Below are 22,963 nucleotides of genomic sequence, written 5' to 3'. Positions count from 1 at the left end.
AGGAGGGTGGTGGTGATGGTTTTCAGCAGGTTGGTTTTCATGTTGGTTTTTCCTTTCGGGGGTGGCAGGGAAGGTCGGGCTTCCGGTGCTGTTCACCTTGAAAGGCAGTATGCGCCAGGGGTTTTAAGGTCTTTTTTGCACCTTGTTAAGATCCTGTGTAGAAAAATTTCTGGCCTTTCCCTGGATCCAGGCTGCACTTTCTGCACAGATTCTGCACGACATGGCAGTATGGAGAAGACACACAAGGGGAAACATGTTGATCCTGACCACAAAATTGCACCGCCCAGATGCTGGCCCTCAACTGGTGCAGCGCGTTCATCTGCTGCAGAAACTGCAGGCGGGTCTGGATGCAGGGTGTCGCCTGACGGTGGTGTCTGCCTCGGCAGGTTCGGGCAAGACCACACTGGTCAGCCACTGGGTGGCCGGGTGTGGCCGTCCAGTGGCGTGGTTGTCGCTGGATGCCACGGACAATGAGGTGGGCCGTCTGATCACAGGGGTGATCGCTGCTTTGCAGACCCTGTTTCCCCAGGCTGGCGACAGGTTGCTGGAAGCCCTGCAGGCCCCTCAGCGGCCTGCACTGCCTGCACTGCTCACTGCACTGGTCAACGCTCTGGCTGAAATCCCTCAGCCTTTTGTGCTGGTGCTGGACGACTGTCATGTGCTGGACGATCCCCAGGCAGGTCAGGCCCTGACTTTCCTGGCAGAGCATCTTCCGGTGCAGATGCATCTGGTGATGGCCAGCAGGGAAGACCCGGCGCTTCCTCTGGCCCGTTTGCGCAGCAAAGGCAAACTGAATGAGATCCGGCTGTCCGATTTGCGGTTCACCTTGCAGGAAGCCAGGGATTTCCTGACCGAATGCATGGGACTGTCCCTGACTTCTGCAGAGGTGGAGGCCCTGGAGCACCGCACAGAAGGCTGGATTGCTGGATTGCAACTGGCGGCCCTGTCTTTGCAGGGGCAGCCAGATCCGCAAACCAGAATTGCAGCGTTCACCGGGAACCACCGGTTTGTGCTGGATTACCTGCTGGAGGAGGTTTTGCAGCAGCAAACTCCAGAAGTGCAACGGTTTTTGCTGCACACCTCCATTCTGCAACGCATGTGTGGCCCTCTCTGTGCAGCGGTGATGGGGATGCAAGCAGGGGTTGCCAGTGGGGTGCTGGAACACCTGGAACGGGCCAATTTGTTTCTGGTGCCCCTGGACGCCGAAAAGCGCTGGTACCGCTATCATCACCTGTTTGCTGGGCTTTTGCGGCAGAGGTTGCAGCACACCCTGCAGCACACCCCGGATCACACAAACCAGTCCACTTTTGCAGATTTGCATGTGCGGGCCAGCCAGTGGTATGAGGAGCAGGGCCTGGGCATGGAGGCTTTTGAGCACGCCTGTGCAGCCAGAGACCTGGACCGTGCAGAAAAGCTGCTGCTGGAGGGCACCATTCCACTGCATTTGCGTGGTGCGGTGGACCGGGTGCTGGAATGGATGGCGTCTGTGCCTGTTCCTGCACTGCAGCGCAGACCGCTGCTGTCTGCCATGAAAGCTTCTTTTTTGCTGGTGCGCGGTCAGACTTCTGGCGTGGCAGAGCACATCCAGATTGCTGAAGATGCGTTGCAACACGCACCAGACACGCCAGAAAAGCACAACATGCTGGGGCAACTGTCGGCCATGCGTTCCACCCTGGCCCTGACCCGGTACCGCTTTCAGGAGGTGATGCAGCATTCTGAAAAGGCCCTGGAAATGCTGTCTCCAGACAACCTTCCTTTTCGCGCAGCAGCCTTGTGGGGGCGGGCCTGTGCACTGGGCATGCAGGGAGAACCTGCAAGGGCAGGGCAACTGTTCCAGCAGGCTTTGACCTTCAGCCAGTCGGTGCAGGACACCTTTTCGGTGATTTTGTGCCTGACAGGTCTGGGGATGGTGCAGGAGCTGCAACACCAGTTGAATGCTGCATCCCAGACGTTCTGGCGGGCGGTGCAGCTTTCAGGGGATCCGGCGCTTCCCAATGCTGCAGATGCCCACCTGGGTCTGGCCCAGATTGCCCTGCAGCGCAACGATCTGCAGGCTGCGCAGCACCATGGGGAACAGAGCCTGATGCTGTCTCGACAGTACGATCAGGCCATTGATCGGTTTTTGCTTTCTGAGATGCTGCTGGTTCAGGTGCAGATGGCCCAGCAGGATGTCTCGGGGGCAGAAACCCGCTGGTTGCGCTGTGAGCTGGCTGCCCGCCAGGGTTTTGCGCACCGTCTGCCAGAATTGCAGGCTTTGCGGGTGAAGTTGCTTTTGCAGCAGGGAAATCTGGATGAAGCTGCTCGACACACAGATGTGCTGCAGGATGCCCAGTGCCAGATTGCGGTTTTGCTGGCCCAGAAAAAGGCAGCGGCGGCTCTGGAATTGCTGGGTCCTCTGCTGAAACTGCTGGAAGAACAGGGGTTGCACAGAACCAGGCTGGAATTGACTTGCCTGCAGGTGGCAGCCCTGCACCTGCTGGGTCAGCAAGCTGCAGAACAGGTGCTGGTTTCTGTGCTGGTGCAAACGGCACCTGAAGGCAGCATTCGCATGTTTCTGGAGGCAGGGTCTCCCATGCTGGGCCTGCTGCGCAAGGTGAAAGAACGCCAGTCCAGCGAAATTCAGACCCATGTGCAGCGGGTGCTGGATGCTTTCGGTGAGGCGGGCACTGCAGGGGTGCTGCAGCCAGATTTTTCTCTTGAAGCCCTGAGCGGACGTGAATTGCAAATCCTGCAACTGGTGGCCCAGGGGCTGTCCAACCAGCAAATTGGAGAACGCCTTTTCCTGGCGCTGGACACTGTGAAGGGCCACAACCGCAACATTTTTGGCAAATTGCAAGTCAAAAGCCGCACCGAGGCCATTGCCCGTGCCAGAGGGCTGGGCCTGATCTGATGGACTCTGGTTTGCTGGACTCCGGTCAGGATTCGGGGACTTGTTGCGTTTGCTGTTTGCGTTTGCGGTAGGCCCGCATAGCCATCAGGGCTCCGCAGGGATTCTGGCTGCAGAAGGTGCCTGCCCCGTTGCGGGTGCGGTCGTAGAAACCGTTCTGGCAGCCGTCGTTGCGGCAGGCTTTCAGGCGGTTCCAGCGTCCAGTCAGGACCAGTTCGGTGATCAGGCCCAGCAGCCGTCCCAGGGCTGCAGAACCTCCCGAGCGTGCAGGCACCAGTGAGACTTCTGTGTCAGAAATCAGCGAAATCAGGGGATGGCTTCTGGCCAGATGGTGCAGGTGGGCTGTGGCCTGCTGCAGGTCTTCTGGCGCAACAGCTTCAGGGTCTTCCAGATGCGAGAGCAGCACCACCACCAGCGCTGCCCTGAGCTGCAAGGCTTCTTGCAGGTCTGTGTCTGTCAGGACATCTTCTGGATTCATCAACTGGTGTTCTTGCAACCAGCGTTCCAGGGTTACAGCGTCTGGGAACTGTTCGGGTTGCAGTTTGTTGGCGCGGGTGTTCACGAAAGCCAGCACCTGTTCCGCTGCAAGGCTGGGCTGCAGGTGGGAGGAGGTTGCAGAAGTGCTGGAGGGGGTGCTGACCATGAGGACCATTTTACGGGACACCTGCAGGACCACAGTGATGCAGGTCTCAGGGGAGGGATGTTCAGGGCTTGACTGTTATGTTCTAAATCGTTATGCTCATAACCATGAAAGGCACATTCATTCCCCATCCATCCAGCAACACCTCATCCAGTACCCCATCCAACAGAATCTGGCTCATCACTGGCGCTTCCAGTGGCATTGGACGGCATCTCGCCCTTGCTGCCCTGAACAGGGGAGAAAAAGTGGCAGCAGCAGCCCGCACCCTCTCTGCCAATGCAGACCTTCTTGCAGCCTTCCCCGATCAGGTGCTTCCCCTGGGTTTTGATGTGAAAGACCAGCAGGCTGTGAAGATTGCCATTCAGCAAGCCGTGGACCATTTTGGACGCCTTGACGTGTTGGCCAACAATGCAGCTTATGGACTCTTTGGAGGGGTGGAAGAAGCCAGCGACCAGCAACTTCGGGACCTTTTTGACACCAATGTTTTCGGGGCCAGCAATGTGCTGAGGGCTGTGCTGCCTGTGTTGCGTCGGCAGCGTTCAGGACACATCCTGCAGGGATCCAGTGTGTATGGCCTCACCTCCCATGCAGGGGTGGGCCTCCTGGCCGCCACCAAACATGCCCTGGAAGGCCTGACCGATGCCCTGCGTGAAGAAGTGGCTCATCTGGGCATCCAGGTGACGTTGCTGGAACCCGGCCTGACCGCCACCCCTTTCCTGGCCAACCTGCAGGTTGCAACCCCCATTGAAGACTACGACGCCACCGTAAGGCAGGTGCAGCAGGGCATCGGTGCCCTTCCAGCCACTGCATTTCTGAAACCCGAAGACCTGGCTGCTGCTGTCCTGGCCGCGCTGGACCAGCCCACCCCTCCTGCAAGACTGGTGCTGGGAGCAGCGGCCCTGCAAGCCGTGCGTTCTACGCTACAAGGACGTTTGCAGGACCTGACCCACTGGCAGGATTTCACTCGAATTGCCGACGGAACCGTTCAGGCCAGCTAAACTCAACACCTTTAAAGCCTTTGACAGAAGCACAAGAGGTTTTCTTTCTGATGTTTCTCTCTGATGTTTCTCTCTGAGGGGTGTTTCTTAAAATGGGAAGATGGACAGGAATCCTGCCATTTCACGGATCAACTTTCACCAATCAACACCTTCAAAAGGGCTTCCAGATCTGGAGGCCCTTTTCCTTTTGGTTTTTCACCAACACCACCCGAGCAACACCTCACCCCACCCGAGCAACACCCCCGAACAACACTTTGGTGTCTGTTGCCGGACACCCTGTTCTGGCTAACATGAAGTCACTGGCAGAGAGAAAGCCTGAGCCAGCCCACCAGCAAACCCCTTCCCCTCAAACCCAACCCCACAGAACAGGATGCCTGATGGTCCTGTTGCAGGAGCTGTCATGCCATGAGCCCCAAACCTGAAGAACCGCCCATGACCTTGCTGCAAGGAGAAATCTACCAGATCCGGGTGCAGGGCGCACTGGGAAACGCATGGTCTGGCTGGTTTGATGGCCTGACCGTTCGTGAAACCCCATCTGGAGAAACCCTGCTGACGGGATTTCTGGAAGACCAGGCTGCCCTGTACGGTCTGCTCAGAAAACTGCGGGATGTGGGTTTGCCCCTGGTTTCCCTGCAACGGCTGGAAAGCCCTTCCCCCTCACAGGAATGAAAGGATTGTTGATGTTGTCTCCCCTGAACCGTGCAAGGCTTGTTGGATTTTTGTTTCTTTTTGCTGCCGTGACCTCCATCATCGGGCTGGTGCTTTACGCACCGATTCTGGGTCATAAAGATTACGTGATTTCTGGTGTTCCCCAGGAAGCCCAGATTGCCACAGCTGTTTTCATGGAAATCCTGCTGTGCCTGTCCATGATTGGCATTTCCATCCTGATGTTTCCGGTGGTGCGGAGGTACAGCGAAACGCTGGCCATCGGGTATGTGTGTTTCAGGCTGCTGGAGTCCACCATTGTGATTGTGGGGATCATCGGGATGCTGTCTGCGCTGACCCTGGGTCTGGAATTTCCTGTGTCAGGCGTTCAAGATTCCCAATCCCTGCTGGCGGTGTCTCGCATGCTGGTGGCCGTACACGACTGGACTTTTCTGCTGGGTCCCAACACCTCGCTGGGGGTCAGTACCCTGATGTTGGGCTGGATCTGGTACCGCTCTGGACTGGTGCCCCGCCCCATTGCGGTGCTGGGATTGCTGGGTGGCCCCCTGATTTTTGTGTCTTCTGTGCTGGTGATTTACGGGTTTTATGGACAGACCTCTCTGCCCGGCGCCATTGCTGCACTGCCCGTGTTCCTTTATGAAATGAGCCTCGCGGTGTGGCTGATGGTCCGGGGTTTCAATCCCACCGTGACCCGCAAATGGCAGGACGTTGCTCTGAAACCCCAGATCTCCTGAAGGTTGCTGGCAGCATCCAGCACGGAAATGGCCCTCTCTGCAACCGGGGTGAAACCCATCCCGGTTGCATGTCAAAAAAGGTGGATGGTTTATGCAGGCAATGGTTTACACCCGATACGGCACCCCTGAAGTGTTGCACCTCAAACAGCTGGAAAAACCCACCCCACGTGAAAACGAGGTGCTGGTGCGGGTTCATGCGGCTTCCATCAACTCTGCAGACTGGCGTCTTCTGACCGCAAACATCTTCCTGGTGCGTCTGAATTCTGGACTTTTTCGCCCCAGGCAGTCCATTCTCGGCAGGGACCTGGCAGGTCGGGTGGAAGCTGTGGGAAGCAAGGTGCAACGTTTCCAGGTTGGAGAATCGGTTTTTGGAGCCCTCACCCATTTCAAGGAGGGAGCTTTTGCAGAGTACGTCTGTGTACCGGAAAGCCTGCTGGAACACAAGCCCATCAACCTGGGTTTTGAGGAAGCCGCTGCAGCACCCCTGGCGGGCATCACGGCGCTTCAGGGCCTGAGGGACCTGGGAGCAGTGCAAAAAGGCCAGCAGGTGCTGATCCAGGGGGCTTCAGGAGGAGTGGGCACTTTTGCTGTGCAGATCGCCAAAAGTTATGGGGCAGAAGTGACAGCGGTGTGCAGCCCCCGCAATGTGGAACTGGCCCGCAGCCTGGGAGCAGACCACGTGCTGGACTACACCCGGGAGGATTTCACCACCACAGGGAAGCGTTACGATGTGATTCTTGCCATCAATGGCTACCAGCCCATCCGGTCTTACCAGCGTGCTTTAAAGGAAAAAGGCCGGTATGTGATGGTGGGCGGAGACAACAGACAGATTTTTGAAGCCCTGCTGCAGGGTCGCAGGCTGTCCAGAAAAGACGGCCAGCAATTCGGGGTGCTGACGTTGCAACCCAATGCAGCAGATCTGCCTTTCCTCAGGGAAAAACTGGAATCCAGGGCCATCAAATCCGTGGTGAACAAAACCTATCCCCTCAGTCAGCTGCAGGACGCCATGCGGTCTTTTGGAGAGGGGCACACCCAGGGGAAAATTGTGATCACCGTGGGTCAGGGCTGAGGGCCAGAGCGAAAGAGGCTGCGTCACAGCAAAAAGAATCCCACAAATGCGGGATTCTTTTGTGCAGTTCACTTGATCTTGTAAGGGCGTTCGCCTTCCCGAAACGCATAGCGGGTGCGCATGATCACATCCTGCTCGTAATTCCCGAAGCGTTTCCCGAACAGATTCAGCCCTCCGGGGTGGCGGGCATCGGGTTTCACGCCAATGCGCACCTCCACATGGTTGGTGTCTTCGATTTTGAGGTCCTGCATGCTGATCCCAGAGATTTTTTCTCCATCGATGTAAGCACCCTCTGCCGTGATGCGCCAGCGTTTCAGCAAACCGTGGGTGGTCTGGTCCAGCGACCACCAGGAGGGCGTGAGTTTGGCTTTCACCCCGCCAAAGTCTGCAGGAGAGGTCCAGGAGCCAATTTCAATGCCATTGACCCACAGGGTGATGTCCGAAGGCCAGTCCAGGTCGTATTCTGGGGCCTCTGAGCAGATTTCCATGCTGATTTCAATTTCGGTGGCCACCGAGCCGTAAGGCAGGTTGTTGGGAAAGTCGTATTCCACAAATCCGGTGCGAAACCAGATCAATTGCGCGTAAACGTGCTCTGGTTCGTAAAAACTTCTGGGGTCGTCGATCAGCCCAATGTATTTGCTTTCGCTGGCCATGCCGCAGGTGGGTTTTGCTTCAAAGCGCTTGTAATTCCCAATGGGCATGGAGACTTCCACCACATCATGGTCTGCTTCGATGTTCACGCCGGGGAGTTTCACCAGGATCTCGTCGTAATTCTTGGAGATCATTTTCTGTCGGCCACGGGTGCCCGGCATGTACTGGATGCTTAAAAGCCCGGCTTCTTCCAGTTGTTTGAGGTTGAAATTGACCGTGGAGTGCGGCTGGTCCAGTGCTTCGGTGAGGGCAGAGACATTCATGGTCCGGTGGGACAGCAGGCTGAGGATCAGCAACCGGGTGTCGGAGTTGAGGGCAGAGAGGACTTTGAGGGCTTCTTCTCCCTCAACCACCAGGGTTTTGTTGCGGGCAATGATCATGCGTTCTCCTGAAAAGCAATCTGAAACAGGCAACTGAAAGGCACCGGGGAGGAAAGAACACAGAGGGGTGCCACCAGCTGTTGTCTCTGACAGTTCCCGAAACTGTGGTAATTATACAAGAAAAATTGACATAAATGGAGAGCGAAGATTGTGCATCCTGGAGCGCAAGCCCCCATTTGACCCCAGATCCAGGCTTCAAAATCCCTGAAACAGCTTTTAAGCGCTGAACTCTGGACAAAAACAGGCCCAACCGGGATTGACCCAGCTGGATCTGGTGCAAAACAGATCAAAAAAACCTGACCCTTTCTGGGAAAAGCCAGGAGCTGAAAGCCTCAGAACATCAGGCGTCTTCCCAGTTTCTGGCCCGGTCCACAGCTTTCTTCCAGCCTGCCAGAAATTTCTCGCGGGTTGTTGCGGACATGTTGGGCTCGAAGCGCTCATCTGCCTGCCACTGCTGGCTGATGTCCTGCAAACCCGACCAGAACCCCACGGCCAGACCCGCCAGATAAGCGGCCCCCAGAGCGGTGGTCTCGGTGACTTTCGGACGCACCACAGGCACACCCAGAATGTCTGCCTGGAACTGCATCATCAGGTTGTTGCGCGAAGCCCCACCATCCACCCTGAGCTCAGTCAAAGTGATCCCGGAATCCTCCTGCATGGCGTGCAACACATCTGCCGTCTGAAAACAGATGCTTTCCAGCGCAGCCCGTGCAATGTGGGCACGGGTGGTTCCACGGGTCATGCCAAAAAGGCTTCCTCTGGCATAAGGGTCCCAGTAAGGGGCACCCAGACCCACAAAAGCAGGCACCAGATACACCCCATCGGTGCTTTCCACACTGGCGGCCAGGCTTTCCACCTCGCTGCTGTCCCGGATGATGCCCAGACCATCCCTGAGCCACTGCACGGTTGCCCCCGCCATGAACACACTGCCCTCTAAAGCATAAGTCAGCTGGTCTTCCCGTTTCCATGCCACAGTGGTCAGCAGGTGGTTCTGGCTGGGAATGGCCTCCTGTCCGGTGTTGAGCAGCAGAAAGCAGCCTGTTCCATACGTGTTCTTGGCCATCCCGACCTCATGGCAGGCCTGACCAAAAGTGGCTGCCTGCTGGTCTCCAGCAATGCCAGCAATGGGAATTTCACCCCCAAACAGGTGAGGCAGGGTCTGGCCATACACCTCGCTGCTGGATTTGACCTCGGGCAGCAGGGCACGGGGAATGTTCAAGATGGAAAGCAGTTCATCGTCCCAGTCTCCGGTGTGGATGTTGAACAGCAAGGTGCGGGCAGCGTTGCTGGGATCGGTGACATGGACTTTGCCTCCGGTCAGCTTCCAGAGCAACCAGCAGTCAATGGTTCCAAAAGCCAGTTCGCCTTTTGCGGCGCGTTCTCTGGCCCCTTCTGTGTTGTTCAAAAGCCATTCCAGCTTGGTGCCCGAAAAGTAAGCGTCCAGCACCAGTCCAGTTTTCTGCTGGAACACCTCTGTCTTGCCCTGCTGCCGCAGTTCATCACAGCGCCCGGCGGTCCTGCGGTCCTGCCACACAATGGCATGTGCAATGGGCTGACCACTGGCCCGGTCCCACAGCACGGTGGTTTCCCGCTGGTTGGTGATCCCAATGGCCGCAATGTCCTGCCCCGAAAGCCCCAGGTGTGCCAGCACCTCACTGGTCACCCCCACCTGGGTGCTGTAGATGTCCTGGGCATCATGCTCCACCCACCCTGGACGCGGAAAAAACTGCTGAAATTCCTTCTGGGCGGTCCCCCTGACGGTGCCCTCATGGTCAAACACGATGGCCCTGCAGGAGGTGGTGCCCTGATCCAGGGCAAGAATGTATTTCATGGCGGCTCCTTCACCTGCTGAATTGCGATGCACGTCTTTTGAACTTACCCGCTGGTGAAAGATGCGTCAATGCGTGTGAACAGATGTTCAGTGGATTTCCCTGTGGGTGATGTCTGGGAGCACTGGGTGTGAGATCCCCCTGCCCTTCGCTGTGCTCAGGGCGGTTCCCCTCAACGAAGGGGGACTTGGTGGGCGTCTGAAATGGTTGCCCTTTGGGACTACAATAATCTCCCAACACTGATGGGTTGGTGTGTGTCTGAAATGGTTGCCCTCTAGAACAACAAAAATCCCCCTTCGTTAAGGGGGACAGTGCGAGTGAAACGAGCACAGGGAGATTATCCCAGCAGCTTCGCCACCAACCCATTGACCAGTTGCGGATTGCCCTGACCTTTTGTTTCCCGCATGACCTGACCGACAAAGAATCCGATCAGGCCGGTTTTGCCAGAACGGTAAGCGGTCACCTTGTCGGGGTTTTGCTCCATCACCTGACGGATCACGGCTTCCAGTGCGCCTGTGTCGCTGACCTGCTTCAGGCCTCTGGTTTCCACAATGGCGTTGGGGTCCTGACCGGATTCCAGGGCTTCTGCCAGCACATCTTTGGCAATGCGGTTGCTGATTTCGCCGCTCTGGATTTTGCTGACCAGACTGGACAGTTGCTCCAGGGTGATGGTGTTGCGCCCTTCACGGATGGCCCCGGACAGATCTCCGATCACCCAGCTTGCCAGATGGGACAGGTGCTCTCCAGACTCTGACAGATAGCTGCTCAGCTTTTCATCCCTTGCCAGCGTGACGGCCTCGGATTCATTGAGGCCTCTGGCTTTGTAAGCATCCACCAGAATTTTTTCTTCTGAGGAGAGAACAACCTGATTTTTCACCTGAGGCTTGCTTTCTGCTTTTGGCTTTTTGCCCTCGGCCCTCGGCCCTCGGCCCTCGGCTTTCTGCTCTGCAAAGGAATCCTTAAGGGTCACAATGCGGTTGAAGACCAGATTTCCTGGGGTGCTTTCCTCGGGGTCCTGCCAGTAGTAACCGACCCGCTCGAACTGGTAACGGGTTTCCTTGCTGTCCGACAGCACACTGGGCTCCACAAAACCCCGGAAGGTTTTCAGGGATTCGGGGTTCAGGTAATCGGTGAAATCGCCCTCCTCTGCATCAGGGTTCGCCACGGTGAAGAGGCGCTCATAGGCCCGGAATTCGGCAGGCACAGCCTTCTCTGCACTGACCCAGTGGACCACGCCCTTGACACCTTTTGGACCGTCATGGCTTTCCGGGTCATAACTGCACAGCAGCTCTTTAACGTTGCCCGCATCGTCCTTGATCACCTGGTTGCAGGTGATGTTGTAGGCATACCTCAATCTGGCCCGACCTCCCAGAGTGAGGCGCTGGAAACCAGAGGTGGCCTCTTCCATAAAATCGTCCTGATCAATGTAGATTTCACGGGTGAAGGGGAGTTTGCGGGTTCCCTCGTTGGGCACATCGTGCGGCCAGTAAGGGGCGTCCAGTTCTTCCAGATGGCCTGCGGGCAGGTTCTCGATGATCACCTTCAGAGGTTTCAGAACGGCCATCACCCTGGGGGAGATGAAATTCAGGTCGTCCCGGATGGTGGCATCCAGGGTACTGAGGTCCACGCGAGAATTGGTCTTGGAGACCCCCACCCGGCGAATGAATTCCCGGATGGCCTCGGGGCGCACCCCTCTGCGGCGGATGCCCGAAATGGTGGGCATGCGTGGGTCGTTCCAGCCACTGATCACCGGAGGCTGGAAGGGCTTGTTCCAGCCGTCCAGGTAACGCTGCTCTGCCATGATGATCAGTTTGCGTTTGGAGAGCACGGTGTTGTCCAGCACCAGACGGGCATTCTCGTACTGGTGGGGGCGTGGGTTTTCGGGAAAACCGCACTTGCCTTTCAGGCTGTCCAGCAGCCAGTCGTAAATGGCCCGGTTGTTCTCGAATTCCAGGGTGCAAATCGAGTGGCTGATGCCTTCGATGAAATCTTCCAGCGGGTGCGCAAAGTCATAAAGGGGATAGATGTGCCAGCCTTCCCCCACATGGTAGTGCGAGGAATGCAGGATGCGGTACAGCACGGGATCCCGCAGCTTCATGTTGGGGTGGGACAGGTCAATCTTGCCGCGCAGAACGTGGGCACCTTCGGGGAATTCGCCTGCACGCATGCGGGCCAGCAAATCCAGGTTCTCTTCCACACTGCGGTCCCGGTATGGACTGGGTTTGCCGGGTTCTTCCAGGTTGCCCCTGAGCTGGCGCATTTCCTCGTCAGAGACAGAATCCACGTAAGCGTTGCCGTCTTTGATCAGCTGCACGGCGCATTCGTAATACTTCTCAAAGTAATCCGAGGCGAAAAGCACCTGGGCAGGCTTGAACCCCAGCCACTCCACATCCTGACGGATGGAATTCACGAACTCGTAGTTCTCTTTTTCGGGGTTGGTGTCGTCAAAACGCAGGTTGCACTGCCCCTGGTAATCCAGTGCGATGCCAAAATTCAGGCAGATGGCCTTGGCATGCCCGATGTGCAGGTAGCCGTTGGGTTCGGGAGGGAAGCGGGTCACCACCTCTGGGTAGCGGCCTTTTGCAAGGTCGCTGTCGATGATCTCGGTGATGAAATTGGGACTGACGTGACGGGCGTCTGTAGAGTGGCTCATATATTGGGTATAAGGATACCACCACAGGGACACGGAAGAAAAAGCTTTTTGTGCTATATGCAGCAGGAATCAGAATGCTCTGACAGGGGGCAACCCGTTTCGGACAGACTGTTTTGAGGATAGCCTATCCATTCCCCGAAACAGACACAGCTTCAAACCTGCGACTGGGCTGCACATACTCCTCCTGAGCTGCCACCAGCTGAATTTCACGGGTGCCCATCTGGTGGGTCAGGTCCAGCAGTCCATAAAGCGCAGAAACAGCATTTTCCAGGCTGTCTTTGATGTTTCTGGTTTTCAGGAAATTCCCCAGGAACAGGGCCGCAATGGCGTCTCCCGTACCATTTCTGGGCGGGTCCAGAGGGATCAGGGGGGTTTGCACCACCCAGGCCCCCTCATCTGAAACAGCCAGCGTTTCGATGTGGTCTGCAGGGGCATCTTCCCGGATCAGGCTGGTCACCACCACAATGCGCGGACCCTCTGCATGAAGCTGAGAGCGCAAGACCTGCACGGCTTCCAGCACCTCCTGCAGGGTGTTCACAGTGTGCCCGGTCAGGAGTTCCAGTTCAAACTGGTTGGGGGTCACGATGTCTGCAGCTTTGACAGCCAGCAGTTTCATGACTTCGGGGATGTCGGGGCGCACGAAAATGCCCCTTCCAACATCTCCCATCACGGGGTCACAGCAGTACAGGGCGGCTGGATTGGCTTCTTTGACCCTGCGCACAGCCTCCAGAATGGCGGCAACGGTGCCTGCATCCCCCATGTACCCGGACAGCACTGCATCACACTCGGCCAGTGAAGTGCGTTCTGCAATACCCTCAATGATCTCCCGGACATGCTCGGAAGGGAAGACCATCCCTTTCCATTTGCCATACCCGGTGTGGTTGGAGAACTGCACGGTGTTGACCACCCACACGTTGAATCCCATGCGTTGCAGCGGAAAGGTGGCCGCAGCATTGCCCACATGCCCATAAGACACCCACGACTGGATGGACAGGATGTTCTGGTGTTTTTTGAAAGGGACTTCGCTCATGGCATCAAGCATAATCCAGCAGCAAAGTCCCGGACCATCACATAAAAGACGCTTGCACCAGATTCACCCCTTCACTGGTGAACTGCAACTCGTCGATGTCGTGCTGGAAGATGGTCTGGATCAAATAAGCAGAGAGGGTTTCTGCAATTTCCAGCTGTGAGAAATCGCCAGCAGAATTGGCATAGGTGCCCAGCGCAAAGGAAGCCGTGATGATCAGCGCCTCGTACAGCTCCTGACGGGTGGCATCGTTCATGGCAGCAAAAGAGGGATCAGAAAGAAAAGTGCGGTTGAGGGCGGCAAAAAGTCCTTCCTGCTGCGCCTCAGACAGTTCCACCCCGGTCAGCACAAAGGTGCTCACGTAAGTGGAATACACCATGGCCCCCACCACATTGTTTTTCAGGCGGGTGTCCTGCACGGCCACCTGCTGGTCGTACACCTGCAACAGCTGTTCAAAAATGCCTGTGGCCTGCTGTTGCTGGCTGGCGTCCAGGTTGGTCAGGGTGGCAGCCAGTTTTTGGGGATAAATGTAAGGGCCTGCTTTGAAACCCGCGTCCAGGGATTTGGCGATGTCGGTCTGGGTGGAGGTGCCAGTGGGGGTCTGGGTGTTGCTGTTGGTTCTGCCCCCTTCGGATTGCCCCTGCCGCCCGAACATGTTGTCCCTGTTCAGGTTGTTCAGCACTCCCTGTCCCTCGGTGTTTCCAATGGGGTTGCCGATGCTGCCCCCCAGGCCGCCTGCAAACTGCGAGTCTTCGGCAAAAACGGGTGCGGCAAAGGTGCCCAGCAGCAGCAGGCCTGTGGTGAAGATTTGTTTGATGGTGAAGTTGGGTCTGAAAGGTCTGAATCTCATGGGGAACCTCCATTTCGGGTCCATCTGGAGTCCCGAGCATCACCCACAGCGTAGACCTTTTTGGGGCTGCCGGATGTGATGAAGCAGCACCGGAAGACCAGGCCTCCGGTGCTGCAGTGAAGGTGTTTTATTTGATTTTTTGCAGGATGGTCAGCAGGCTGGACACCTGTCCCTTGAAGGGATCCACCGCAAAGGGATTGGCTGCAGACATCAGGGCCTGGAAGTTTCCAAAACCCCGGTTGCCGCCCTGTCCGCCCTGACGGTTCTGACCGTTCTGGCCTCCCTGACCGTTGCCCTGGAACGGACCCCCTTGACCGCCCTGCCCGTTCTGACGAAGCTGGTTGCCCTGTCCCCCCTGACCATTCTGCCCGTTTTGACCACCCTGTCCTCCCTGACCGGGCCTGCGGATCTGCTGTTTGTCGATCCAGGTCAGTTGTGGATCGGTGAGGAGGTCCTCAATTTTCACCAGCAGGGCATCTGCATCTTTGGGTTTCAGGGATTTGCGGGTCTGGATGTCTTTCAGGATGGGGATCAGTTTGGCAGCCTGGGCTTTGCTGATCGCCAGTCCTTTTTGCCTGTGCACCTCGCCAATCATGCGCAGGGTGCGGGAGAGGTCCTGCACGGGCTGGAAAGCCTGCATTTTGGCCCGCATGGCAGGGTCAATCTGAAACTGGCGTTGCCCCTGTCCCTGATTTTGCCCCTGGTTCTGGTTTTGTTGTGCCATGGCTGGAGAAGCTGCAAGCAGCAGCATGCTGATGAAGAGGTTTTTTTTGTTCATGGAGATTCCTTTCTTGCTCGTAACGGTTTTACTCATAACGAAGAGAGTCCACAGGGTCAAGTTTTGCAGCCCGACTGGCGGGGTAATACCCGAAAAACACCCCCACCACCACCGAGAAGGTGAAGGCCAGCAGCATGCTGGATGGAGACATCACGGGGGTGATGTTCAGGACTTTCCCCACCCCATTGGCGAGGCCCAGTCCAATGGCAATGCCCAGCAAGCCGCCTCCCACAGAGAGCACCACGGACTCGGTGAGAAACTGCGTGAGGATGTCTCGGGGTTTGGCCCCCAGGGCCTTTCGGATGCCAATTTCACGGGTGCGTTCGGTGACACTCACCAGCATGATGTTCATGATGCCGATGCCGCCCACCAGCAGGCTGATTCCTGCGACCCCACCCAGAAACAGCGTCAGGGTCTGGGACACCTGATTGATGCTGGCGAGTGCATCGGCCTGGTTTTGCACCTGAAAGTCGTAACTGGTGGGATCGGTCTGCTCGTGCTGCGTGGCCATCAGTTCTGTCACGGTGTTTTGCAGGTCTTTGAGGGTTTTCTGGTCCGGTCCCTGAATGTAGATGTTGGACACCGTGGGATTGGAGGGGCTGGACCTGGAGAGGCGTTTCTGGAAGGTGCTCAGCGGGATCAGGACGCTGTAATTGGCGTTGGCAAAGCCCGCATCTCCCTTGTCAGGAAGCACACCCACCACCGTGAAGGAGATGCCACCCAGTTTGATTTTCTGCCCGATGGGGTCCACATCGGTGAGCAGGTCCTGCGCAATCCCGTACCCGATCACTGCGGTGCGTTTGCGGCCATCCACATCTGCCTTGCTGAAAAAAGCCCCTTTGTCCACGGCAGAATTGCGCACGGTTGCGTAATCGGGCCAGGTTCCGGTGACCTGCACGTTCAGGTTGCTCTTGCCGTATTTGATCTGGTAACGGCCCTGGCTGACCGGGGCAATTCCGGCCACCTGACTGCCAAGCTGTCGCTGGATGGCCTCCACATCTTTCATGGTGACGCTCTGGCGGTCTCCGGTGCGCACGATGCCGCCCCCACCCCCCTGGTTTCTTCCGCCAAAGTTGGGTCCAACGGTGAGGAGGTTGGTGCCGAGGCTTTCTAAAGATTTGGTGATGTTGCTGGTCGACCCCTGCCCAATCATCACCAGAGCGACCACGGCAGCCACACCAATCACCACGCCCAGCACGGTCAGGGCAGACCTGAGGGGGTTCCCGATGATGGCTTTCCAGGCAATCCGAAAAATCACCCCCATCCCGATGCTCCGTCTGGAGGGTCGGGCGGGAGGGTTTGCAGCTTGTGATCTGGTGCTGCTCATGCAGATTCCACCCCTGACGGTTCAATTCTGGGCTGCTCGATGTTGCCGTCCCGGATGCGGATGATGCGTCGGGTTCGGGCGGCAACTTCCATTTCGTGGGTCACGATGATCACCGTCACCCCTTCCTGATTCAGCGACTCGAACAGGTTCATCACCTCTTCTCCCGTTTTGGTGTCCAGCGCTCCCGTCGGTTCATCTGCCAGCAGCAAACTCGGGTTGGTGGTGAGTGCTCTGGCAATTGCCACCCTCTGTTTCTGGCCCCCTGAAAGCTGGGAAGGCAAATTTCGCCATTTGTCGGCCAGCCCCACTTTTTCCAGCAAACCCATGGCAACCTCTTTGCGTTCCCGTGCTCCGTATCCTGCGTAGGTGAGGGGCACCTCAACGTTTTCCAGCACGTTCATGCGGGAGAGCAGATAAAAGGCCTGAAAGACAAACCCGATGTGCTGGTTCCTGAAGTCGCTTCGCTGGTTTTCGCTCAATTGGGTGACATCCTGACCGTTCAGAAAATACTGACCACTGGAGGGGCGGTCCAGGAGGCCGATGATCTGCATGAGGGTGGTTTTTCCGCTGCCTGATGGGCCGATGAGGGAGACCATTTCTGCTTTCTCTATGGTGACATCCACGCCTTTGAGCGCTTCAAAGGTGTCCTCCCCGATTTTGTAGAGCTTTTTGACCTGCCGGATGTCCACCACGGGGGTCATCTTCCAAACCCTCCCCCCAGAGGAATGCCAATCGCGCCCCCCCGGAAATTGTTGCCCTGTCCGTTTTGCCCATTTTGTCCTGTCTGCCTCTGGGTGCCGGAAGCAGAGGTGGTTGTGGTGGTGGGCAGCACCACTTTCTGACCGGGTTGCAGACCCGATTCCACCACGATGTTGGTGCCGTCATCGGGACCGGTGCGCACCCGCACGGCTTCAATGGTTCCATCTTCATGCTGCACGTTCACGTAAGCCCTGCGCCGCACCGTGTCCACTGCAGTTTTGGGGACCATCATGGCTGCAGGCACCTCCAGCGTGATGATGGTGGATTCTGCACTCATGCCCGGTCTGAGGGTGTGCTCCGGGTTGTCCAGGGTGACCGTGGCATTGAAGACCGCAATGTTCTGGGAGATGGTGGCGGAGGGATCCACCTGGGTGACTTTCCCTTCAAACGTCTGGTCCGGGAGGGCATCCAGGGTGACCTCCACCCGCTGACCCACCTTGACCTTGCTGATCTCGGTTTCATCCACCTGCACCGGAACCTTGACTTTGTTGTCGTTCTGGATGGTCAGAACCCCGGTGTTCCCGGAAACCATGGTGCCATCTGCGCTGTCCAGGCTGCTGATGATTCCAGAGATGGGGGCGTAGATCTTGGTCTGGGCCAGGTTGTCCTGGGCGGTTTTGATGGACAGTCTGGCCTGTTCCACAGCAAGCTGGGAGGATTTGAGGTCCTGCGCTCCTGTGGTGCTTTTGGTGGAGAGGTTTTCTCTGGCGCTGGCCAGATTGAGTTTTGCTGTGGTGAGGCTGCTTTCTGCCTTTGCAAGGCTGTTTTTAGAATCTTGCAAAACCTGGGCACTGATGCCGCCCGCGTCATAGATCTTCTGGTTGGCATTCAGGGTGGTGAGGGCCGTGTTGTAATCGTTCTGGGCGCTGGTGTAGCTCAGCTGTGCGTTTGCGATGGCCTGCTGCTGTCCCAGAATGGTGCTGTTCTGGTTGGCCTTCAGGCTGTCCAGTTGCAGTTGGGCCTTCTGCAAAGAAATCTGGGCATCGGTTAAAGCCTGCTGGTACTGGTCGGGATCAATGCGGGCCAGCAGTTGCCCCTTCACCACCCGGTCCCCCACGTTTTTCAGCTGTTGCACGGTGCCTGAAACGTTGGATTTCACGGCGTAGGTGGTGCTGGCCTGCAAGGACCCTGGCCCCTCTACAGTGATCTGGAAGTCCTGAGAGGTGACCTCCGCTGTCTGAATCTGGGCCACGGTGGTTTCGGTGGCCTTGTTTTTCTGCTGGTACCAGTACCAGCCTCCACCCGCCCCCAGCACCAGCACGACGCCTCCTGCAATCAGGAAGCCCCTGGCGCGGGGTGTCACTGGGTGCCTCCCAGGGTGTTCAGGGTGTCCACGCCTGTGGCCACTGCCAGTGCAGCAATGGCTTTCAGGGAGCTGTCTTTGGCCTGCAGGTAACTTTGTTCCGATTTCAGCACGGCCACTTCAGATTGCTTGAGCTGGTACTTGGAGATGGTGCCGTTCTTGTATCTGGCCTGATCCTGCTTCAGGGTGGCCTGGCTGTTGTTCAGGTCTTCCAGACTGAATTTGCTGCGTTCCTGGCTGTTCAGGTAGCTCTGGTACGCATCCTTGACGCTGCTCTGGGTGCTGGTTTTCTGCGAGGCGAGGCTGCGCTGGGCGCTCTGCAGGCTGGCTTTTGCGCTGTCCAGGGTGCTTCTGGGCGTGTAATCGTTGTCCGAGAACTGCACATTCATCTGCGCAATGGTCAGGCTCTGGTTGCTCTGCAGCAGGGTGGGAAGGCTGCTTTCACTGCTTTTCAGCAGGTCGTCCAGTTTGTAGGCGGTCACTTTCAACTGGGGCTCACTGACCTGGAAGTTGTCGGGCAGGCTGCCAGCGGTGTAAGCATCCAGTTTCTCTTTCAGCACAGGGAAACTGGCCTGGGCGTTTTTCAGGTCCTGCTGGCTGGAATTCAGGGTGTTCTGGGCCTTGCTCACATCCAGTTGCGTGGCGTTCTTGGTGGCCAGTTTGGCTTTTGCGATGTCCAGGTTCATCTGGTCCAGATCCACCTGGGCTTTTAAAACATTCAGGTTTTCCTGGGCTTCCAGCACGCTCAGGTAAGCAGAAAGCACGTTCTGGGTGAGCTGCAACTTCACATAATCCAGCTTGAGGGTTTCCAGCTTCACGCTCTGCTGGGCCTGGGTGAGGGGCAAAATCAAAGTGCTGGGATCTTCGTTTTTGGCCTGCAGATCGGCCTGGGCGGTGCTCAGGCTGGTTTTCTGGTTGGCCACATCGGTGCCCCTGTCGATGGCCAGTTTCAGGACGCTCTGAAACGTCACGGTTGTTGCAGACTGGGCAAAAGCTGCACTGGAAGCAAGTACCACCATCACCAAAATGCCATTTCTCACGATGCTCCTCCAAAAGGCTGTCCTGCTGCGGCCAGCAGGTCCAGAACCGCAGAAAGCAGGGACACCTCTGCGGAAGTTTTGTCTTTCTGGGCCTGTTCCAGTGCAATTTGCGCTCCGGTCAGGTCAAGGCTGGTGCTCAGACCCGCCTTCAGGCGTGCTTCCATCACTTTCAGGTGCTCACGGGCCAGTTCCAGGTTGCTGTTGCTGTTTTGCACCTGCAGTCGGGCCAGTTGCACGCTGCTGTACTTCTGTTTCACATCCAGAATGGCCGTCTGTTTTGTGGTGTCCAGAGCGGCACTGGCACTCTGCAGGTTCAGTTGCTGGGTCTGGATGTTGGCGTCCTGGGTGCCGTCCACAATCGGAATGCTGGCAGAAAGGCTGACCTTGTAACCGGTCTGGCTGCTGGTGTTCTGGGTGCTGTTCTGGAAGGAATAGCTGGCACTGCTGCTCAGCACTCCGGTTTGCAGGTTCAGGCCCAGATCTATCCCCAGACCACCACTGCTGATCCCACTGGACACGGTGGCATTGGGCCTCCAGCGGTCTTCAATGGCCTGATTCAGTGCCTCCTGGGCAGATTCCAGCTTCATCTGGGCTTTCTGCAGATCGCTGCGCTGGGACAGGGCCAGGGTGGTCCACTGCTGCAGGGTGCGGTCAGGCAGTGCAGATTGCACCTCTGCAGTGAATTCCCCTTCAGGAAGCGGCAGGCCCAGGGTGTTCCCCAGGGTGCTGCGGGCCACCTCCAGGTTGTTCTGGGCTTTCAGGGTGCTGGCCTGTGTGGTGTTCACTTTCTGCTGGGCCTGCAACAGGGTTTCCAGACTGGCCGTGCCCTGTCCTCTCTGCTGCTGGGCCACCTGCAACTGGCTTTCTGCCAGCGTCTGGTTTTCCTTCGCCAGTTTCAGGTCCAGTTCTGCCAGAGCGACACTGTAATAACCGCTGATGATTTTGCTGTTCAGGATGTTGCGGGCATCGCGGGCATCCAGCAAAGCACTTTTCAGGTTGCGCTGTGCGGTTTTCAGGCCATCAAAAGCCGTTCCCCAGGGCAAAACAGGCAAAGAAAGGGACAGGTTCACACTTCCTGATTGCTGGGTGCTGGAAAAATCCGAGGTGTTCAGGGAATAATTTCCACCTGCATTGACTTTCAGCCCGAGCGCGGCCTGCGCAGCATTCCAGGCCGCAGCAGCTTGCTGTTCGGAAAGCAAAAGGTTCTGTCCAGCAGGTGAAGAAGGAATCAGGTTCAACAAATCCTGCGGCGCAATCGGGGCCGCCAGACTGTGAAGGGACCCCAGAAAAAGCAGCAGGGTCAGGGGACGTGTAACACGCACATTCTTACCTCCATATTCCAGTCTGGTTTGGGGCAGTGAAGGGGGAGTGGACCTTTTGTGGAGATTTGATGGAGATGTTTTGATGCCGAGGGCAAAAAGACAGCAGAAGGCAGAAGGCAGAAGGCAGAAATTATGTGATGGTTTGGTGTCCATTTGGATTTAAAGCAGTAACCTGAAGAGAAGAATCTCCTGCACCACAGCCAAAGGAGCAAAATCCCATGGTTCATTTTTTGAACATCCCATTTCAGGCCCTTTCATCCCAGCATGCCCGAAAAAACATGGTGGTGCTGTTTTGCATCTTCTGGATGGGGTTTTCTCAGGCTGTGGCCCTGGACCTTTACAGCCTGTTTGAGTTGAAAGGCAAGGTTGCAAAAGTCTCCATCTCTTATCAGCAGGATCTTGCCAGTGTTCTGGAAGCCTCTTATCGGGAAATCACTTTCAATGCTGCAGGCTCCTCTGCCACCGATGTTTTCCAGCAGCCCATAGGGTTTGATTTGCAGGTGTCCATTTACACCTGGAATCCTCAAAACCGCACCTTGCATCTGGAGGTCACCGAAGAACAGGAACCCTTTGAAGTGCGGGACTCGGTTTTTGATGGGAAGGGCTGTGAGATCCAGACCCGCATTCAGCAAGCCGCAGATCCCAGACGGCACACGGAAATCCGTCAATGTGATGCCTCAGGCCGCGTGCTCAAAGGGAAAATATATCTGGAAGGCACCCCTGGTTTTAAAACCCTGACCTACCAGCACCTTGCAGGAGGCCTGGTCCTGAAAACAGAAAGCCCCTCTGAGCACCCGGGCTGGAAGGATTATCAGGTGAAAAATCCGCAGGGTCTGGTGCTGGAAGAGGGGGCTTTCTACAAAAACGAGAAAAATCCGGCTTACCGTTACAGCTACACTTTCGATGCAAAAGGCAACTGGATTGAAAAAAGGGCTTATGGCTGGCAGGAAACCACCCAGAAATGGAGCAGCAGACCCTACCAAATCACTTTCCGGGAGATCGCGTATCTCTGATTCAGGGATGCAACGCCATCCAGTGTCTTAACTTCCCGATCCACTGGTCCAGCCAGCCGTCGGTGGTGACCCAGTGGGTGTCCCAGCGGCCACTTTGCACCAGGGCCACCTCCACCCCCATGATCCACAGATGTTGCCCTGCAGCAAGCAGGGGAAGGGCCGCTTTTTCTTTATCGTCCAGAGGCCTGACGGATTCGTAGCCTTGCAGGTAAGCCTGAAAAACGGCTGGAAAGGGTCTGGGTTCAAAATCTCCGACCAGGGCTGTGGACCACAGCATCACCGCCACTTCGTGTGCCCTCCAGCCGTAACCCACTGTGGTGAAGTCTATCAGGGAAAGCTGGTTTTCCGGGGTGAACAGCACATTGGTTTTGTGCAGGTCCCCATGAATCACCCCATAAGCTGCCCCATGGTCCGGGAGGGTGCTGATCTGAATGGACACCCGGTCTGCCACCTCCTGCAAAAAGTCCAGATCCTCCGGCCGCTGCTGCAAATAAGAAGTGAGCAGTTTGATGGGTTCTTCCACAACAGGAACGGCATCATAAATGGGCAGGGGAAGCACCTGGTCCACATTCCATGCCCGGTGCAACTCACCCACAGCCTGACCGTACAGCTGTGCCTGTTCTGCAGTCAGGTTTTTTCCGGGGGCAACTCCGGGCACACCTTCAAAGAGCACCGCCACCCGGATGCCTTCTGGTGCGTTCAGCAGGTGCAGGTAACTTCCATCTTTTCTGGAAAGGGCACGGGCCACTGGCACCCCGGCAGCGTGGGCGATTTCCAGCAGATCAATTTCGGTGGCGATTCTCAGGTGGTGCTCGGGGTCTTTGTTGTGGGTGTACACCCGCAAATAGTGGGTCTGATCTGCAGCCCGAATCTGGTAGGTGTCGTTGTCGCCTTGCAGGTACAGAACGCAGGAAATGGGGAAGGGGAGGTCATGCTCCTGCTCAACCAATCTCTGCAGGGCATGGGCATCCAGCAAGCTGGACTGCACAGGAAAGAAATTCATGCTCCCAGATTACGGCAAGGCGGGTTTATTTGCT

General features: G+C 56.9%; 19 protein-coding genes. 6 read left to right on the top strand and 13 right to left on the bottom strand.

Annotation, left to right across the window (positions count from 1 at the left end):
- The first annotated feature begins 253 nt into the window (after positions 1 to 253).
- The gene (locus IEY52_RS13620; protein ID WP_189003244.1) at positions 254 to 2,890 is read left to right on the top strand and encodes a winged helix-turn-helix domain-containing protein; all 2,637 of its coding nucleotides are present in this window, start codon (positions 254 to 256) and stop codon (positions 2,888 to 2,890) included.
- A 25-nt stretch (positions 2,891 to 2,915) separates the two neighbouring features.
- Here the strand turns inward: IEY52_RS13620 and IEY52_RS13615 are convergent, their stop codons facing one another.
- The gene (locus IEY52_RS13615; protein ID WP_189003243.1) at positions 2,916 to 3,530 is read right to left on the bottom strand and encodes a CGNR zinc finger domain-containing protein; all 615 of its coding nucleotides are present in this window, start codon (positions 3,528 to 3,530) and stop codon (positions 2,916 to 2,918) included.
- Positions 3,531 to 3,634: 104 nt separating this feature from the next.
- On the opposite strand from IEY52_RS13615, the gene IEY52_RS13610 reads away from it, so the two are divergent.
- The 4 genes from IEY52_RS13610 to IEY52_RS13595 all read left to right on the top strand — a co-directional run bounded on the left by IEY52_RS13610 (position 3,635) and on the right by IEY52_RS13595 (position 6,994).
- A complete protein-coding gene (locus IEY52_RS13610) occupies positions 3,635 to 4,525 on the top strand; it encodes an SDR family NAD(P)-dependent oxidoreductase (protein WP_189003242.1) in 891 nt (296 codons plus the stop codon).
- A 405-nt stretch (positions 4,526 to 4,930) separates the two neighbouring features.
- Complete coding sequence (locus tag IEY52_RS13605; protein WP_229684788.1) at positions 4,931 to 5,194, top strand: DUF8691 family protein; 264 nt, start codon at positions 4,931 to 4,933, stop codon at positions 5,192 to 5,194.
- An 11-nt stretch (positions 5,195 to 5,205) separates the two neighbouring features.
- The gene (locus tag IEY52_RS13600; protein ID WP_189003241.1) at positions 5,206 to 5,925 is read left to right on the top strand and encodes a DUF4386 domain-containing protein; all 720 of its coding nucleotides are present in this window, start codon (positions 5,206 to 5,208) and stop codon (positions 5,923 to 5,925) included.
- Between the two features lie 91 nt (positions 5,926 to 6,016).
- Positions 6,017 to 6,994 (top strand): NAD(P)-dependent alcohol dehydrogenase, encoded by a 978-nt coding sequence (locus IEY52_RS13595; RefSeq protein ID WP_189003240.1) that lies wholly within the window; start codon positions 6,017 to 6,019, stop codon positions 6,992 to 6,994.
- Between the two features lie 68 nt (positions 6,995 to 7,062).
- Here IEY52_RS13595 and IEY52_RS13590 read toward each other — a convergent pair whose 3' ends face one another.
- The 11 genes from IEY52_RS13590 to IEY52_RS13540 all read right to left on the bottom strand — a co-directional run bounded on the left by IEY52_RS13590 (position 7,063) and on the right by IEY52_RS13540 (position 20,913).
- Positions 7,063 to 8,025, bottom strand: coding sequence for an ArsR/SmtB family transcription factor (locus IEY52_RS13590; protein ID WP_189003239.1), 963 nt, complete (start codon positions 8,023 to 8,025; stop codon positions 7,063 to 7,065).
- A 340-nt stretch (positions 8,026 to 8,365) separates the two neighbouring features.
- On the bottom strand, positions 8,366 to 9,856 hold the full coding sequence (gene glpK / locus IEY52_RS13585) for a glycerol kinase GlpK (protein ID WP_189003238.1): 1,491 nt from the start codon (positions 9,854 to 9,856) through the stop codon (positions 8,366 to 8,368).
- Positions 9,857 to 10,191: 335 nt separating this feature from the next.
- On the bottom strand, positions 10,192 to 12,507 hold the full coding sequence (locus IEY52_RS13580; RefSeq protein ID WP_189003237.1) for a glutamine--tRNA ligase/YqeY domain fusion protein: 2,316 nt from the start codon (positions 12,505 to 12,507) through the stop codon (positions 10,192 to 10,194).
- Positions 12,508 to 12,631: 124 nt separating this feature from the next.
- On the bottom strand, positions 12,632 to 13,537 hold the full coding sequence (gene pdxY / locus IEY52_RS13575; RefSeq protein WP_189003236.1) for a pyridoxal kinase PdxY: 906 nt from the start codon (positions 13,535 to 13,537) through the stop codon (positions 12,632 to 12,634).
- A gap of 37 nt (positions 13,538 to 13,574) precedes the next feature.
- Positions 13,575 to 14,384, bottom strand: a complete 810-nt coding sequence (locus IEY52_RS13570) for a DUF6683 family protein (protein ID WP_189003235.1) — start codon at positions 14,382 to 14,384, stop codon at positions 13,575 to 13,577.
- Between the two features lie 127 nt (positions 14,385 to 14,511).
- Complete coding sequence (locus IEY52_RS13565) at positions 14,512 to 15,162, bottom strand: hypothetical protein (RefSeq protein WP_189003234.1); 651 nt, start codon at positions 15,160 to 15,162, stop codon at positions 14,512 to 14,514.
- Positions 15,163 to 15,190: 28 nt separating this feature from the next.
- Entirely contained in the window at positions 15,191 to 16,489 is a 1,299-nt protein-coding gene (locus IEY52_RS13560; protein ID WP_189003233.1) for an ABC transporter permease, read from the bottom strand.
- Positions 16,486 to 17,190 carry an ABC transporter ATP-binding protein gene (locus IEY52_RS13555; RefSeq protein ID WP_308425017.1) on the bottom strand — a complete coding sequence of 235 codons (705 nt, stop codon included), beginning with the start codon at positions 17,188 to 17,190 and terminating at the stop codon, positions 16,486 to 16,488. Before IEY52_RS13555 ends, IEY52_RS13560 begins: the two co-directional genes overlap by 4 nt.
- On the bottom strand, positions 17,187 to 18,551 hold the full coding sequence (locus IEY52_RS13550; protein ID WP_189003232.1) for an efflux RND transporter periplasmic adaptor subunit: 1,365 nt from the start codon (positions 18,549 to 18,551) through the stop codon (positions 17,187 to 17,189). Before IEY52_RS13550 ends, IEY52_RS13555 begins: the two co-directional genes overlap by 4 nt.
- Complete coding sequence (locus tag IEY52_RS13545; RefSeq protein WP_189003231.1) at positions 18,548 to 19,591, bottom strand: TolC family protein; 1,044 nt, start codon at positions 19,589 to 19,591, stop codon at positions 18,548 to 18,550. The genes IEY52_RS13550 and IEY52_RS13545 overlap by 4 nt, the downstream gene beginning before the upstream one ends.
- On the bottom strand, positions 19,588 to 20,913 hold the full coding sequence (locus tag IEY52_RS13540) for a TolC family protein (RefSeq protein WP_189003230.1): 1,326 nt from the start codon (positions 20,911 to 20,913) through the stop codon (positions 19,588 to 19,590). The genes IEY52_RS13545 and IEY52_RS13540 overlap by 4 nt, the downstream gene beginning before the upstream one ends.
- A 218-nt stretch (positions 20,914 to 21,131) precedes the next feature.
- On the opposite strand from IEY52_RS13540, the gene IEY52_RS13535 reads away from it, so the two are divergent.
- Positions 21,132 to 21,926 carry a hypothetical protein gene (locus tag IEY52_RS13535; RefSeq protein WP_189003229.1) on the top strand — a complete coding sequence of 265 codons (795 nt, stop codon included), beginning with the start codon at positions 21,132 to 21,134 and terminating at the stop codon, positions 21,924 to 21,926.
- A gap of 1 nt (position 21,927) precedes the next feature.
- On the opposite strand, the gene IEY52_RS13530 is transcribed toward IEY52_RS13535, so the two are convergent.
- Complete coding sequence (locus IEY52_RS13530; RefSeq protein ID WP_189003228.1) at positions 21,928 to 22,929, bottom strand: phosphotransferase enzyme family protein; 1,002 nt, start codon at positions 22,927 to 22,929, stop codon at positions 21,928 to 21,930.
- Positions 22,930 to 22,963 lie beyond the last annotated feature (34 nt).

This window comes from Deinococcus roseus, assembly GCF_014646895.1.
Classification (GTDB): domain Bacteria; phylum Deinococcota; class Deinococci; order Deinococcales; family Deinococcaceae; genus Deinococcus_C; species Deinococcus_C roseus.
This window is presented reverse-complemented; position numbering and strand designations above follow the sequence as displayed.